10 protein-coding genes are annotated in these 15,169 nt (G+C 59.2%); 6 read left to right on the forward strand and 4 right to left on the reverse strand.

Annotated features, from left to right (window positions below; translation table 11 throughout):
• Positions 1-31: 31 nt before the first annotated feature.
• The 5 genes from GOX21_RS18305 to GOX21_RS18325 all read left to right on the forward strand — a co-directional run bounded on the left by GOX21_RS18305 (position 32) and on the right by GOX21_RS18325 (position 6,905).
• A complete protein-coding gene (locus GOX21_RS18305) occupies positions 32-913 on the forward strand; it encodes a LysR family transcriptional regulator (protein ID WP_170378999.1) in 882 nt (293 codons plus the stop codon).
• A gap of 85 nt (positions 914-998) precedes the next feature.
• A complete protein-coding gene (locus GOX21_RS18310) occupies positions 999-2,702 on the forward strand; it encodes an NAD(P)H-dependent oxidoreductase subunit E (protein WP_170379001.1) in 1,704 nt (567 codons plus the stop codon).
• Positions 2,703-2,715: 13 nt separating this feature from the next.
• Positions 2,716-5,499: a formate dehydrogenase subunit alpha gene (fdhF, locus tag GOX21_RS18315; protein ID WP_170379003.1), complete on the forward strand. Its 2,784-nt coding sequence runs from the start codon at positions 2,716-2,718 to the stop codon at positions 5,497-5,499.
• Between the two features lie 112 nt (positions 5,500-5,611).
• Positions 5,612-6,400: a cyclase family protein gene (locus GOX21_RS18320; protein WP_170379005.1), complete on the forward strand. Its 789-nt coding sequence runs from the start codon at positions 5,612-5,614 to the stop codon at positions 6,398-6,400.
• Positions 6,393-6,905, forward strand: coding sequence for a thioesterase family protein (locus tag GOX21_RS18325; protein WP_170379007.1), 513 nt, complete (start codon positions 6,393-6,395; stop codon positions 6,903-6,905). The genes GOX21_RS18320 and GOX21_RS18325 overlap by 8 nt, the downstream gene beginning before the upstream one ends.
• Here GOX21_RS18325 and GOX21_RS18330 read toward each other — a convergent pair.
• The 4 genes from GOX21_RS18330 to GOX21_RS18345 all read right to left on the reverse strand — a co-directional run bounded on the left by GOX21_RS18330 (position 6,902) and on the right by GOX21_RS18345 (position 14,445).
• Complete coding sequence (locus GOX21_RS18330; RefSeq protein WP_254428611.1) at positions 6,902-10,984, reverse strand: translocation/assembly module TamB domain-containing protein; 4,083 nt, start codon at positions 10,982-10,984, stop codon at positions 6,902-6,904. The genes GOX21_RS18325 and GOX21_RS18330 overlap by 4 nt on opposite strands.
• Positions 10,981-12,786 carry an autotransporter assembly complex protein TamA gene (locus GOX21_RS18335; RefSeq protein ID WP_170379009.1) on the reverse strand — a complete coding sequence of 602 codons (1,806 nt, stop codon included), beginning with the start codon at positions 12,784-12,786 and terminating at the stop codon, positions 10,981-10,983. Before GOX21_RS18335 ends, GOX21_RS18330 begins: the two co-directional genes overlap by 4 nt.
• A 294-nt stretch (positions 12,787-13,080) precedes the next feature.
• Positions 13,081-14,067: a type I glyceraldehyde-3-phosphate dehydrogenase gene (locus GOX21_RS18340; protein ID WP_170379011.1), complete on the reverse strand. Its 987-nt coding sequence runs from the start codon at positions 14,065-14,067 to the stop codon at positions 13,081-13,083.
• 54 nt (positions 14,068-14,121) lie between these two features.
• Entirely contained in the window at positions 14,122-14,445 is a 324-nt protein-coding gene (locus GOX21_RS18345; protein ID WP_170351739.1) for a hypothetical protein, read from the reverse strand.
• A gap of 363 nt (positions 14,446-14,808) precedes the next feature.
• Between GOX21_RS18345 and GOX21_RS18350 the strand changes: the two genes are divergently transcribed.
• Positions 14,809-15,165, forward strand: coding sequence for a hypothetical protein (locus GOX21_RS18350; protein ID WP_170379013.1), 357 nt, complete (start codon positions 14,809-14,811; stop codon positions 15,163-15,165).
• Positions 15,166-15,169: the final 4 nt, after the last annotated feature.

The raw sequence follows: 15,169 nt of genomic DNA on the forward strand, positions 1-15,169 counted from the left end.
AGGGTTGATCCGTTCTTTGAGACATCCCAAAATGATCGAAATCCGTGACCTGCAACTGCTTAGCGCTTTGGCGCGGCACCGTCATTTTGCCAAAGCGGCCGAGGAATGCGGGATATCGCAACCCGCTTTTTCAATGCGTATCCGCAACCTCGAAGATCGCTTGGGCGTGTCGATCGTCCGCCGCGCCAACCGGTTTCAGGGCCTGACCGAAGAGGGCGAGATGATCGTCCAGCGGGCACGGCGTATCCTTGATGACACCAAGGCGCTGGAACAGCAGGTGCTGGCCGCCAAAGGTGAGATCACCGGCACCCTGATACTGGGTGTGATCCCGACCGCGATTGCCTTTACCGGGCGGCTGACCAAACGGTTGCGGGATGCGCATCCCCGCATCATTACGCGCATCGAGACAATGTCTGCCACAGCGATCCAGCACCGTCTGGACGAGGGCAGTCTGGACGCGGGCATCACCTATGGGGATAGCATCGGAACCGATCTGCGGCAGGTGCAACCTTTGTACAAAGAGACCTATGTCTTGCTGGTGCCGTCGCATATGACGGATGAAACCGGCCCCATACCATGGGCAAGTGTGGCCGAATTCCCACTCAGCCTGCTAGAGCCACAGATGCAGAACCGGCGCATCCTCGACCGGATTTTCGCTGAACAGGGCCTGCACCCGGATGTCGTCGCCGAAACCAGCGGATTTACCGCTTCGATGGTCATGGCGCGCGAGGGGTTGGCGGCCACCGTGGTCCCTCGGGTGCTGGTGCGAGCGTTGGGTGATCTTAAGGGAACAAAGGTGCTGCCACTGGTCGATCCCGTTGTCAGCAAGCCGATTTGTCTTGCGACCCTTACACGGGATCCCGAATTGCCAACAGTCGAAGCGCTGCGTGCCGTGGTGACGTCTTTGCGGTGATAAACTGTCGTTATCGTGCGATTGAAATATGCGATTTGACGATATGCTATTCTGATGAGACACGGAGCCTCAATCGGAGGGCATCATGGCACCATTAGACACCAAGCCATCAGGCGCACCCAAGGGCGTCTGGAAGTCAGGTAAAGGCAAGGGGCGGCACACGCCCAAAGGCCGTCAATTCACGGATGAGGCACAGGCGGAAATTGCACGTCTGCTGGGCGACCGCCCACGCCGTCGCGATCTGCTGATTGAATTCCTGCATTTAATTCAGGACGCACACGGCCATATCAGCGCCGACCACATTGCCGCTTTGGCGGTCGAAATGCGGTTGGGGCAGGCAGAGATCTATGAAACGGCAACCTTCTATGCCCACTTCGATGTAGTGAAAGAAGACGAGGCCCCTCCGCCCGCGTTGACGATCAGGGTCTGTGATTCTTTGTCCTGCGAAATGGCTGGTGCCCAGCAATTGCAAAAGGCGCTTGAGGATGGTCTGGACGCGTCCGAGGTTCGCGTAGTCCGTGCCCCCTGCATGGGTCGCTGCGATACGGCCCCGGTGCTTGAGATCGGCCACAACCATATCGACCATGCGACGCCGGAAAAGGTGCAGGCCGCGATTGCTGCCGGTGATACCCACGCCCATTTGCCCGACTATGAAACCTTCGCTGCCTATGCCGAAAACGGCGGTTATGCCAAACTGAAAGAGCTGCGCGACGGTGGCGATTGGGAGAAGGTGCAGGAAGACGTCCTGTCCTCGGGCCTGCGTGGTTTGGGTGGCGCTGGCTTCCCGTCCGGCAAGAAATGGGGCTTCGTTCGCATGAACGAAGGTCCGCGCTATCTGGCTGTGAACGGCGATGAGGGTGAGCCCGGCACGTTCAAGGACCGTTACTATCTGGAACGCACGCCGCATGTTTTCCTTGAGGGCATGCTGATCGCCGCTTGGGCGGTCGAGGCTGAGACTTGCTTTATTTACATGCGCGACGAATATCCGGCAGTGCTGGAAATCCTGCACCGTGAGATTGTAGCGCTGGAAGAGGCCGGGATCGTTGAGTCAGGCTATATCGACCTGCGCCGGGGGGCTGGCGCCTACATCTGCGGTGAAGAATCCGCGATGATCGAGTCGATCGAAGGCAAAAAGGGCCTGCCGCGTCATCGTCCTCCGTTCGTGGCGCAGGTTGGGGTCTTTAACCGCCCGACCTTGGTGCACAATGTTGAGACGCTGTATTGGGTCACCAAAGTGTGCCGTGAAGGGCCGGAATGCCTCAACAGCACTGAAAAGAACGGTCGCACGGGCCTGCGCAGCTATTCGGTCTCGGGCCGGGTGGCGAAGCCTGGCGTTTACCTGCTGCCCGCAGGCTCGACCATTCTGGATGTGATCGAGGCTGCCGGCGGCATGGCCGAAGGTCAGACCTTCAAGGCGTATCAGCCAGGTGGACCGTCTTCGGGTCTGCTTCCTGCATCGATGGACGATATCCCGCTGGATTTTGACACGTTGCAACCACATGGCACCTTTATCGGCTCGGCCGCCGTGGTGGTTCTGTCTGATCAAGACACCGCGCGTGATGCGGCGCTGAATATGCTGCGGTTCTTCGAGGATGAAAGCTGTGGCCAGTGTACGCCTTGCCGGGCGGGCTGTGAAAAGGCGGTCAAGCTGATGCAGGCCGACAAGTGGGATCAGGACCTGCTGGAGGATCTGTGTCAAGTCATGGGCGACGCGTCCATCTGCGGTCTGGGGCAGGCGGCCCCGAACCCGATCCGCCTGGTCATGAAACACTTCGCTGACGAAATCTGAGGGAGACAGAGCCATGCTTGATGCAAGCCCAACCAAGACCGTCACCTTCAACCTGAACGGCGACGACGTCACCGTGCCCGAAGGCACCACGATCTGGGACGCGGCCAACGGCCGTGGACTGGTAATCCCGCATCTGTGCCACAAACCGGCACCGGGCTACAAACCCGACGGTAACTGCCGCGCCTGTATGGTCGAGGTGGAAGGCGAGCGCACTCTGGTCGCCTCGTGCATCCGCCCTGCCTCGGAAGGTATGGTTGTCAAGACAGACACCGACCGCGCCGAAAAATCGCGTGCGATGGTCATGGAACTGCTGGTCGCTGACCAGCCCGAACAGCCGCATGATGTGTCCAGCCACTTCTGGGACATGGCCAAGCTGAACGATGTCAGCGACAGCCGCTTCCCGGCCAAAGAGGCCGAAAAGATCCCGCTGCTGGATGACAGCCACGTTGCGATGCGCGTCAATCTGGACGCCTGCATCAACTGTAACCTCTGTGTCCGCGCCTGCCGTGACGTGCAGGTCAACGACGTGATCGGAATGGCCGGTCGCGGACATACCTCGCAGGTGGTGTTCGATCAGAACGACCCGATGGGGACTTCGACCTGCGTAGCTTGTGGCGAATGTGTTCAGGCCTGCCCGACGGGTGCCTTGATGCCGGCCACCGTGCTGGACGATCAGCAACAGGGGGACAGCAAGGATTACGACTCTGAAACCGAAAGCGTCTGCCCGTTCTGTGGTGTTGGCTGCAAAGTCTCGCTGAAGGTCAAGGATGGCAAGGTCAAGTATGTCGAAGGCATCAACGGCCCCGCAAACGAAGGCCGTCTGTGCGTCAAAGGCCGCTTTGGCTTCGACTATATCCACCACCCGCACCGCCTGACCAAACCGCTGATCCGGCGCGAGGATGCGCCTGCCAAGGGCCTGAACGTCGATCCCGGCAACCTATCGACCCATTTCCGCGAAGCGACCTGGGAAGAGGCGATGGATCTGGCGGCCACCAAGCTGAAGGCGATGCGCGACGAGGACCCGCGCAGCGTTGCGGGCTTTGGCTCGGCCAAATGCACCAACGAAGAGGCCTATCTGTTCCAGAAGTTCATCCGTCAGGGCTTCCGCCACAACAACGTCGACCACTGCACCCGTCTGTGCCACGCGTCGTCGGTTGCGGCCCTGATTGAGAACGTAGGCTCCGGCGCTGTGACCGCGACCTTCAACGAGATCGAAAACGCGGATGTGGCGATCATCATCGGGGCCAACCCGATCGAAAACCACCCCGTTGCAGCGACCTATTTCAAGCAGTTCACCAAGCGCGGTGGCAAGCTGATCGTGATGGATCCGCGCGGCGTTGGAATGCGCAAGTTCGCGGATGAGATGCTGCAATTCCGCCCCGGTGCGGATGTCTCGATGCTGAATGCGATCATGAATGTGATCGTCGAGGAAGAGCTGTATGACAGCCAATACATCCACCGCTGGACTGAGAACTGGGAGGCCGAGAAAGAACATCTGCGACAGTTCACACCCGAAGCGATGTCGCCGATCTGCGGCATTGAACCGGACCAGCTGCGCCGTGTCGCCCGCACCTTTGCGCAGGCCAAAGCCGGTCTGATCTTCTGGGGCATGGGGGTCAGCCAACACATCCATGGCACGGATAACTCGCGCTGCCTGATCTCGCTGGCACTGATGACCGGAAATGTTGGTAAGCCGGGCGCGGGTTTGCACCCGCTGCGCGGTCAGAACAACGTGCAAGGCGCCTCTGATGCGGGTCTGATCCCGATGTTCTTGCCGGATTATCAGTCGGTTACTGACGACAACATCCGCGCCAAGTTCAACAACGTATGGAACTCTGAGGATTTCTCGAACGAGAAGGGCCTGACGGTTACCGAGATCATTGATCAGGCTTACGCGGGCAACATCAAGGGGATGTACATTCAGGGTGAAAACCCGGCCATGTCCGACCCGGATGTGGGTCACGCGCGCGAGGCACTGGCCAAGCTGGATCTGATGATCGTACAGGATATCTTCCTGACCGAAACGGCGAACTATGCTGACATCATCCTGCCCGCCTCGGCGCTGTATGAAAAGAACGGCACCGTGTCGAACACCAACCGTCAGGTGCAGCGGGTGCGCCCCGCTGTGACGCCTCCGGGTGAGGCGCGCGAGGATTGGAAGATCACGGTGGAACTGGCGCAGCGCATCGGTCTGAACTGGGATTACACGGATGTGTCTCAGGTCTTTGCCGAGATGAAGCTGACCATGGCGTCGCTGGATAACATTACGTGGGAGCGTCTGGAAACAGAAACGATCACCTACCCGTCGCTCAGCGAAACCGATCCGGGTCAGGCGATTGTGTTTGGCGATGGTTTCCCGCGTGCCGATGGCCGTGCGCGGTTTACCCCTGCCAGCGTCATCCCACCGGACGAAGCGCCGGATGACGAATATCCAATGATCGCCACGACCGGCCGTCAGTTGGAACATTGGCACACCGGGTCCATGACCCGCCGTGCTAAGGTTCTGGATGCCGTAGAACCGGAAGCGAACTGTTCATTGAACCCCCGAACGCTCAAGCTGATGGGGATCGAACCGGGCGAAATGATCCGTCTGACCACACGGCGTGGTTCGATCGAGATCATGGCACGCGCGGACCGGGCCATTGCCGAGGACATGGTGTTCATTCCCTTCGCCTATGTCGAGGCGGCGGCGAACATCCTGACCAACTCGGCCATCGATCCGTTTGGCAAAATCCCCGAGTTCAAGTTCTCGGCTATCCGGGTTGAAAAAATCGAAGACGCGGTCGCGGCAGAATAACCTTGTTGCGTACGCAGCATGAAAGGCGGCCGATTGGGCCGCCTTTTTTCTTTCCTTGACAGTAAGTTACTTGCAGCCAACCCTGTCGCCGTCACTGGTGCAGGAGTTTTACATGACCCGCCGTTTTGTCGATCTGTCCGTTCCGTTGGAAACCGGGATCGTTTCGGACCCGCCAATCATGCTGCCCGAAATCGAGTACATGACCCATGATCAGACCGCAGAACAGGTCATGTCCTTCTTTCCCGGCTTGCAAAAACAGGACCTACCGGGCGGCGAAGGCTGGGCCATCGAGCGGCTGCAAATTGCCACGCATAACGGCACCCATCTGGACGCGCCGTATCACCACCACTCGACCATGAATAATGGCGAAAGGGCGATCACCATCGATGAGGTGCCGCTGGAATGGTGCATGAACCCCGGCGTAAAACTGGATTTTCGCCATTTCGACGACGGCTATGTGGTGTCTGCCGCCGATGTTGAGGCCGAGTTGAAGCGGATCGGGCATACCTTGCAGCCGTTGGATATCGTGGTCGTAAACACCTCAGCCGGTACGCAATACGGAAAACCCGATTACCTGATGAAAGGCTGCGGTATGGGGCGTGAAGCGACGTTGTATCTGACCCAACGCGGCGTAAGGGTCACTGGCACAGACGCCTGGAGCTGGGACGCACCCTTTGCGCTGACGGCCCAGGAATATGCCGAAACGCGCGACCCGTCGATTATCTGGGAGGGCCACCGGGCGTCGATGGACATCGGTTATTGCCACATTGAGAAATTGACCAATCTGGAAGACCTACCACCAACAGGTTTCGAAATTTCGTGTTTTCCGTTCAAGATCAAGGGCGCCTCGGCGGGTTTTGTGCGCGCCGTCGCAATATTCGAGGAAGATCCAGATGACTAACCCCCTCAGTGGTCACGATGGGCCCTATGACGCCCCGATTGAAATACGAGGGTTTATAGTTTTGCCTGAGTGGATCGACTATAACGGCCACATGAATGTGGGGTTCTATGGCGTGGCCTTCGACCGCGCGCTGGATCACTTGATGGATGATCATCTGGGTCTGGGCGAGGCGCAGGTCGACGCATTGGGGCAGGGGCCTTACATCCTGCAGTCGCATATGAATTTTTTGCGCGAGATTAGGCAGGACGAACCGTTCTGGTTTCGCTTTCGGATGTTGGATTCCGATCAGAAGCGGGGGCATTACTTTGCACAGATGCTATCTGGTGAGAACACGCTCTGCGCTACGCAAGAGGCGCTGTTCATGAATGTCAGCCACACGACTGGGCGTTCGGCACCCTACCCAGATTGGGCGGTCACGCGGTTGGCCCGGATGGTTCAAGATCATGCACCATTGGACCCCGCGCCGCAGGTTGGGCACACCATTGGCATCCGCCGCAGCGATTAATAATCCCGTTCGAAAAACACGCCAACCCCGGTTTCTCCACGCCCGTCGACTGAACCGCGGACAGTAAAACTGTCCGACACGTCAAGGTTCAGGTTCACCTCGGTGTCACCTTCGGTATTGACGGTGAAATCGGTGTAGAGATTGTCGCTCAGATACGCGCCGGCCCCCAGTCGGCCCGCACCGCCTTCGGACGCGCCAATATCCACCGTGTCAACGCCGGTCGAATCGCGAAGCCCTTTGGTTGCATCTCCCCCGGCACCGCTGAGCTGCGCCAGAGACGCCGCCATCTGGGCGATGACAAAGGGTGAAATTTCGGAAAACCGGTTGCCGAACAAGAGCATGGCCAGCGCCTCTTCGGCTGGGCGTTCAGGGTCGGAATAAACGTCAACCTCCGGCGCATCCAGCGGGCCCGCGATTTCGATTGTGGCGGTGCCATCGGACGTGCTGGTGGATGAGGCGAACTCGATATACGGCGTCAGGTCGCCTTGCAGTGTCACGATGCCTTTTGTCAGGGCCAGCCTGCGGCCCAGAATGTCGAAATTTCCCCGGATCAGTTCGATTTGGCCGGATGGGATAACTGCGGTGGTCGTGCCGCCGATATTCAGCCGCCCCCCCAGTTCGGCGTTCACACCCCGGCCGCGCACGAAAACCGCCTTGGGCGCCAGCAGGCTGACATCCAGCGCGATACGTGAATCGCTTTTTTCCGCGCCTTCCTCGACAACAAGGCCCGCGCGCTCCCGTGTGAGGTAACCAGCCGCGCTTTCATTGACATGCCTGATCTCGGGAATCGGTGCGGCGCCCACGGCACCAGCCGCGGCAGCGAGGTTGATATTGGTTTCCTCGAACGTGATCTGTCCGGAAATGGCGCTGTTGCCCGCCAGCGCTCCGGTCATGGCGATCTCACCGTTCAGCGTGGTCTCATACAGAAGCTTGTCTGTTAGCACCAACTGATTGAGCCGCGTAACAATGTTCGCGTTCAGCGGCGGTGTCAGGTCCAATGGCCCCGAGATGGTAAAAGTGCCGCCCGCGCGCATGCCACCATTCAACGAGATATTGGCGCGACTCTGCGCCAATTCGACCGAGCCGCTGATGCCGGTTATTGTCTGTCCGATCTCAGGGATCGCAATTGACGTGCCTGAAGTGGTGATAGAACCGCTGAGCGAACTGAGCTCGGGCTTTCCCTTGAGCCGCAGATTGTGCCGGGCCGATCCTTCGATCTTGTTGGGTGAGATAAAGATGTTGGCGACGCCCAGATTGATGCCACCCTGCGCCCGCAGATCGGCCTCGCCGCTGTTTTCATCGAAGGTTCCAGCGATAGTGCTGTTGATCTCGGCCGGACCATTGGCTGACCCGTCAATGGTCCAGACGCCGTTGTCGCGCTTGGCCGTGCCGGTTGCCGCAACGGTGCCAGGGAATTCTGGCGCGAACCGTTCGATCCTGTTCAACTTGGCGTCGAAATCCAAATCGGCCGAACCATCGGTGTCTACTGTTCCGGTCAGGGCTGCATAGGAACTGTCCGGGCCGCTCAGGCGCATGTCTCCTTCCAGTCCCGATCCCGTTGGGGCGACATTCCCGTCCAACGTCAGCGGGCCGGACATCGACGTCATGACACGGGACAGGTCGTCAAGCTGGGCCGAGAAGGTCAAGCCACCCGCCTCTCGATCCAGTTTGCCCGAGGCATTGGCGGATAGGGCAGTGCCCTTCAGGCTAAACTTACGGACTTCCATGCCGTCGTCGTCTTTGTCGGCATCAATGTTCAGGGTCGTGCGGCCCTGGATCAATTTATCGACCAAATCAATCCCGGTCTGAAGGTCGTCAGCGTCCACATTGCCCTGAACGTCAAAGACACGATTGGCGAGATTTCCGTTGCCCTGCACATTCGCGGTGACCGAGCCGCCGAGGTCCCGCTTGGCCAACCCCGAGAACAGCGACAGATCCGGGGCGTTCACACGGGCGGTGCCGTCAACCGAAAGCTCTCCGGTAGGGTCATCCACCGTTGCGGCGACTTTTGCGGTTAAGGCGGTACCGTTGACCGTCGCTTCGCGGATTTCAATCCGATCGGTCGTGCGTGCCCCGTCCCAGGTGATCGTGGTCTTGCCGGTCAGCAGCGGATCGATGTCGGACATTCCGGTTTGTAAATCCTGTCCGATCACGCTGGCCGTGCCGTCGAATTCCAAAGTCTGCACGGTGCCTTTGCCGTCCATTTCCGCCCGCAGGGCGCCACCCAGTTCACGCTTGGCCAGACCGGAAAAGACCGACAGGTCAGACGCATTCACGCGGGCCTTGCCGTCAATGGTCAGGTTGCCGTCAGGTGTCGTGACCTCGCCGCTGGCCTTTGCCTGCGCAGCTTCGCTGTTCAGGTCAAACTCGCGAATGGTGATGCCGTCGCTGCCTCGGCTGGCATCCAATGTGATGGTGGTTTCGCCTTTGATGACGGGATCGATATCGTCGCGCCCGGTGACCAGATTGCTGCCCTCAAGCACCAGTTTGCCGTCAAAGCTACGCTCTAATGGTGAGCCTGTGCCGTCAACGCGGGCCGAGGCACTACCGCCCAGATCAAGCTGCGCCAGGTCCGAAAAACGCGACAGGTCCGATGCCTCAAGCGTGGCCGAACCGTCAACCGTCAGGCCACTATTCAATCCGTCGATCAACGCATCCAGCCCAAGGGTATAGTCGGTTCCCACCAGTTCGAACCCCGACAGGTTCAGCGACTGATCGATGCCGTAATCGAACTGCCCATCCAGCGTGATGTTCTCTCCCAAGGCCGTGTTCAGGGCCTTATCATTCAGATCGATCCCGTCCACGATGGCCTGAAGGTCTCCCGTTACACTGAATGAAGTGCCCTGTTCCAACGTGCCCTGCGCGGTGATGCGGGCCGTGTCCAGTTTCGCTTGCGGAGATTTAAACGCATTCGCCGTCAGGCTCAGGTCCCACAAATTGCCGTTTTTCTGATCGAACAAAGCGGAAATCTGCGCCGCTTCAATCGAGGTTTCGCCGCCTTTGACCGGCAAAACCACCGTTGTTCCGTCCGGCGGGGTGATCCGGCCTTGCAAGGCCGCCAATTGCAACGTGCCGCCTTCAGCCAATTGCAACTCACCCTTTAGGTCCAGGGCTTGGGTGGTCAATTCCAGATCGGGGATGTCCAGCGCGCCTTGCGGTTTGGTTTGGCCGTCCACGAACAGGCGTGTTTTCGGGCCAAAGAACGGGTCCAGATCCTCGGCCATAAAGGGGGTCAGGTCGCCACCCAGATCGGCGGTAAAGGCGATCCCGTCTGCCGCACCGGTTTCAGCGGCGCGCAGCTGTATCTGCCCTGTTACCTGTTGCTGATTGTCGCTGCTCAGGGCGATATCAGCAGTGAAATCGGTCACTGGGCCCGAGCCTGTGACCGACAGGCCGATCGGTGGGCTGTCGGGAATATTCAGCGCAGTTGATATCACGCCGCCTGCGGCCTCTTTCACCTGCAGGTCCAGATTGATCTCGCGCGAGGTGTTCTGGAACCCGGCGGTCAGTGTCACCTCATCCCCTCCGCGGTCCAGGCGGGTGACATCCAGGTTGGTGTCCAATGTACCATCGGCCAGTGACAGGTTCCCCGTCACCGTCAGATCGGCGGCAACCCCGATCAGAGGTTCACCCAGTGACAGCTCATCAATCCTGATTTCACCGATCTCGATGGAAACGGGCAGTTCCGGTAGTTCGAACGGTTTGGTTTCGGCTGTCGGCGCAGGCGTGTCCTTGGTGGTTTTGCCCGGCGTGCGGGCGATGTCGATTTCCTGCGCGGTCAGGGCATTGACGGAAAATCGACCCCGGATCAGGGCCAGCCGGTTCCAGTCCAGCTGAGCGTCTTTGATGGTCAGCCAGACACCTTCGTCGTCCGATACGGTGATCTCTTCAATCGTCGCGCGGGCGCTCAGCGCGCCTTGCAACCCTTTGACAGTTACGTTCTGATCATCCCCCGACAGGGTGTCCTGCAGAAAACGTTCCAGCATGCTGCCGCCGCCGTCATCCTCTTGCGCGAGTACGGGCGGCGCTGTCAGGATCAGCACAGTTGTCACAACCGGATATGAAAACTGCCGTATCAAAACGCTTGTCCGATCCCGATATAGAATTGCAGACCATCGCCAGTGTCGCCCTGAACCGGCAGGGCTAAGTCAACGCGTAGAGGGCCGAACCCCCCAAGATCATACCGCACCCCAAGCCCGGCACCGGAATGGTATTCTGCACCGCTGCCGATGAAAGAAGAAGTGTCCACAGTACCGAAATCATAGAACCCGACAAGCGATATCGTGTCGGTGATCTTGCCACGGACTTCTCCCGACAGACCGAGGAAGGACTTGCCGCCTGCTTCACCACCGTTGACTGGAATGCCGAGGCTTTCGAACGGCTGCCCACGCACTGTGCCGGCACCACCCGAGAAGAACAGGAAATCCGGTGTCACATTGCTTGGGGAAGGACCGATTATCGATCCTATCTGAGCCCGACCAGCCAAAACGAGCCGCCCGCCCGTGCCCAGGCTGGTATAGGCGCGTGTGTCGGCGAACAGCCTGATGCCCGTGTCTGTGCCGGAAAAACCTACAAAGGGCATGATTTGCGCATCCAGATAGAACCCGCGGGTCGCGCTGACTTTACTGTCACGCTCGTCCCATTCCGACCGGGTTGGGATGATAAAATAGCGAAACTTACGGCCGCTGCCATAGGCGTCATCCGCGTCCGACCACTGAAACCCGGCTGAAGCTTCGGCATAAAGCCGATCAGAGAAGGTTCGCCTTGCACCGTAAGCCAGCGACGCAATTGAGACGTTGTAGTTGTCAGTGTTGCGGCGCTCCAGCAGGGCGCTCCAAAAGGTGTTGTCGTCCGGGCCCAGCCGGTCGGGTTGATCAAGGCGCAAACCAATGCGGCCGTCCAAATCCTCGGTTCCGCCGATATTGCGCAGAGCGGCTTCGAACCGCAGCCGTTCCGCGCGGCGGAAGACGTTGCGATGGGTCCAGGTCGCGGTGACGTCCAGCCCTGCATTCGAGGCCAGCTCGACCCCGAAGGTCAGGCGGCGTTTGGGCATGTCCTCAAAAGTTGCATCGAAATCCAACGTGCCATCGGGATTGGGCGTTTTATGTTCTTCGATCGAAACGATGCTGAACGTGCCTGTCCGACGCAAACGGGTGCCGACCTTCTGGATTTCCGCTGGTGAATAAACCTCGCCCGAGGGAAAGCCGGCGATCTTGTTGATCGAGTGGTGGCGTACATCTGTATCGCCTTTGATGAACATCTTGCCGAAGGTCAGGCGCGGACCGGGTTCAAGGTCGATTTCAGCATCCAGCTTTCTCTGCGCATGGCGAGCGATGACGGTTTGGTCTTCAAGTTGGGCTTTGGCGTGACCGGCGTCCCGCCAGCCCTGTACCCCGGCCGAGGCCGCCTGTTGGATGGCACCGGTCGTGGCCAGTTTTCCGGGAGCAAACTCCTCTGGCAGGATTGTCTCCGGCGTAACAGGGGCGACGATAGCCGTTCCAAAAGTGAAGGTCGGTCCGGTATTTACCGTGATAACCGCTCGGTTGATCGTGTTGGGTACGGTTAGCGAGCTGATGTCAGCCGCTTCTCGGCCATCCAGCTTGATGCTGACGACGGGGCTGAAATAGCCCTCGTCATACAGTATCTGTACGAGCGTGCGGTAATCCGACAGGGCAGCGGACAGAACCTCAAGCGGTGTATCCAAACCACGTTCATCTGCCGTTAAGACCGAGGAGGTTTCTTCGATACGTTCAACCACGTCCTGTGGCGCACCGGGCGCGGACAGGGATGTTTCCAGCGCGGCCAGAGTTGAGGGCAGAGCGGCGGCAATAACGCCAAGCAGACAATATTTCACAAAGGCCTGTGGCCTGCTTCCCCGCATCGAATGGCTCCAACTGCCCCAAGTCGAAATCAATTTCACCGTCTTATGAAAAACAACGGCTGATACCGTTCATGTTAGAGCATCAGTTTCCACACAGGGAAAGAACTTATCGAATGAGATGCCAAATTACCGGTTTGTGTGCCCCGTCAGCCCCGTTTGCGGGGCGGTAATGTGGCGCCAACCCATGAACGCATTGACGGGCTCCTCCCGCCCGATCCCATCGCATCAAGGATGCTCGTGACCCGTTGGGCCGGGCAGCGCCCGGGCAGGCCCGCGCGCTGCGGTTCCGCAAATTCAAGGCTGTGCCATCAGGCGGGCGACGTCGAGCATACGTGCTGAAAAGCCCCATTCATTGTCATACCAGCCGAAAATGCGAACCTGCCGGTCGCCGACCATCCGCGTCTCGGGGCCTGCAATGACCAAAGATTCCGGTCGTGTACGCAAATCTGACGACACCAGCGGGTGATCGGTCCATCCCAGAACGGGAGACTGCGCGACCGTCTTGCGCAGCTCGGCTTCAAAGTCAGTGGCGGACATACCGCGCTCAAGTATTGCGACCAAATCCACCGCAGACACACTGGCTGTGGGGACACGCACCGCCGCGCCCGAGATGCGACCCGCGAGATGCGGCATGACCTCATCAATCAAGTGCGTGGCGCTGGTGGTGGTGGGCACCATGGAAAGCGCCCCGGCGCGTGACCGGGCCAGATCGCCGCGCGGGGCGTCAATCATGGGTTGGCTGTTGGTATAACAATGGATGGTCGTCATATGGGCCGAGGCGATGCCGCCGATTCCATCCAGCACCTTGATCAGTGGGGCCAGCCCATTGGTGGTGCAGGACGCGTTCGAAACGATCCGGGCGTTGCCCAACTGCGCTTCGTTGGCGCCCAGAACGATCGTGACTTCGGTTGCGGGCGAGGGGCCCGAGATCAGCACTTTGCCCGCCCCGGCGGTCAGCCCCTGGCTGGCAACATCCGAGGTACGGGCGACGCCGGTGCAATCCATCAGGACATCCACGCCGCTCAGGTCGACGCGGGACAGGTCTGGGCTGTGGGTCACCGGGATTGTGTGGCCGTCGATGACAAGGGTTCCGTCGCCGGTATCGACAGGCCCACAGTAGGGGCCGAACGTGCTGTCGTATTTGAACAGGTAGGCACAGGTTTCCAGCGGTGCGATATCGTTGATCAGCACCAGCTCAATATCCTTGCCCCACGGCAAAGCCAGCAGCTGCCGCAGGATCGTGCGGCCAATACGACCGAATCCATTGATTGCGAGTTTCATGCGCAAGCTATGGCAGTGGGCCGCGCTGACCTCAATGCCCGTTTCGCGGCAAGATCAATTGCAGCTGACCTGCGAAAAGAACTGGCCTGAGATGTTTTGATACATGCTGGCCCGGATAGGCTTGCATCCGGTGGCTGCCTGAATGGCGGCCATAGCTTGAATGGTGCGCAGGCGGGGTGGCGGACCGAACGGGTTCAGATTGTTGTTGTCACGCGTTGCGCGGTACACGACCGGAGCATCCGAGACCTGCGTAACGGCCCATGTGCGGCTCATGACGAAGACCGATTTGGTTTCCTCTTTGGCGACTACAGGCGTCGCCTCTAAGGCCGTCAGGCCAATTACAGCTGCCAGTGCCAGCAGGGATCCGCGCAGTACCATTGAACAATCTCCAGTGCTAAAAACGGTGCTATTTCACCAGATTCAAGCGCTTCTGTGAACCCCTGCGCGGGAAAAACTGAATCGGCGTAAGTGGTTAGCCAGTTACGGGGTGGTTGCTGGTTCGCGTCTTTGCACAGTTGATCGTGGTTGTTTCGGTCCGCCCACGCACCTTAGGGGGCATTCGTGCGGGGTAACTCAGTTGTGCCGGGCGAACGCCACGAATGGAATGCCATGCCAGTAGCGGCCTTAGACTGTCAAAAGAATTGTTCTAGATAGTTTTAGCGTTTGCCCAACAGGGCTTGGCCCCCGTTCGCTGCCGGTATAGTCTTGAATGCAAATCTATTTCAGCAAGGCGAGGCGATCATGAAAGCCTGGATATCTACTACATTGGTGGCTGTTGTTGTTCTGGCGGCAATCCCGACCGTGCAGGCCAAGCCGCTTTCCCGAATCATCGCAGAAATGGGGCTGACACCTGCCGATTTCGAGGTTGTGAACTCAGCCGCTGACGCGATGCTATCAGGCGCGACACCTCGGGTGGGTGAGGAAAGTTCCTGGGTGAACGAAGCCACCGGTTCGAAAGGCACGATTCGCGTCCGCGACGTACGTGACAACTGCGTACACCTGCAGCATTTCATTCGACCCGAAGGATCGGATCAGACCCGCGAGGTCAGAACCCGCCGGTGTCGCGACGCAGGCGGAAACTGGATCCTGACACCCTGATCTG

Source organism: Ruegeria atlantica, from assembly GCF_013032005.1.
Taxonomy (GTDB): domain Bacteria; phylum Pseudomonadota; class Alphaproteobacteria; order Rhodobacterales; family Rhodobacteraceae; genus Ruegeria; species Ruegeria atlantica_A.

Bases quoted from the DNA above. Each gene is read 5' to 3' on its own strand.
- GOX21_RS18305 (WP_170378999.1), top strand. From the start codon at position 32: ATGATCGAAATCCGTGACCTGCAACTGCTTAGCGCTTTGGCGCGGCAC.
- GOX21_RS18310 (WP_170379001.1), top strand. From the start codon at position 999: ATGGCACCATTAGACACCAAGCCATCAGGCGCACCCAAGGGCGTCTGG.
- fdhF (WP_170379003.1), top strand. From the start codon at position 2,716: ATGCTTGATGCAAGCCCAACCAAGACCGTCACCTTCAACCTGAACGGC.
- GOX21_RS18320 (WP_170379005.1), top strand. From the start codon at position 5,612: ATGACCCGCCGTTTTGTCGATCTGTCCGTTCCGTTGGAAACCGGGATC.
- GOX21_RS18325 (WP_170379007.1), top strand. From the start codon at position 6,393: ATGACTAACCCCCTCAGTGGTCACGATGGGCCCTATGACGCCCCGATT.
- GOX21_RS18335 (WP_170379009.1), bottom strand. From the start codon at position 12,786: ATGCGGGGAAGCAGGCCACAGGCCTTTGTGAAATATTGTCTGCTTGGC.
- GOX21_RS18340 (WP_170379011.1), bottom strand. From the start codon at position 14,067: ATGAAACTCGCAATCAATGGATTCGGTCGTATTGGCCGCACGATCCTG.
- GOX21_RS18345 (WP_170351739.1), bottom strand. From the start codon at position 14,445: ATGGTACTGCGCGGATCCCTGCTGGCACTGGCAGCTGTAATTGGCCTG.
- GOX21_RS18350 (WP_170379013.1), top strand. From the start codon at position 14,809: ATGAAAGCCTGGATATCTACTACATTGGTGGCTGTTGTTGTTCTGGCG.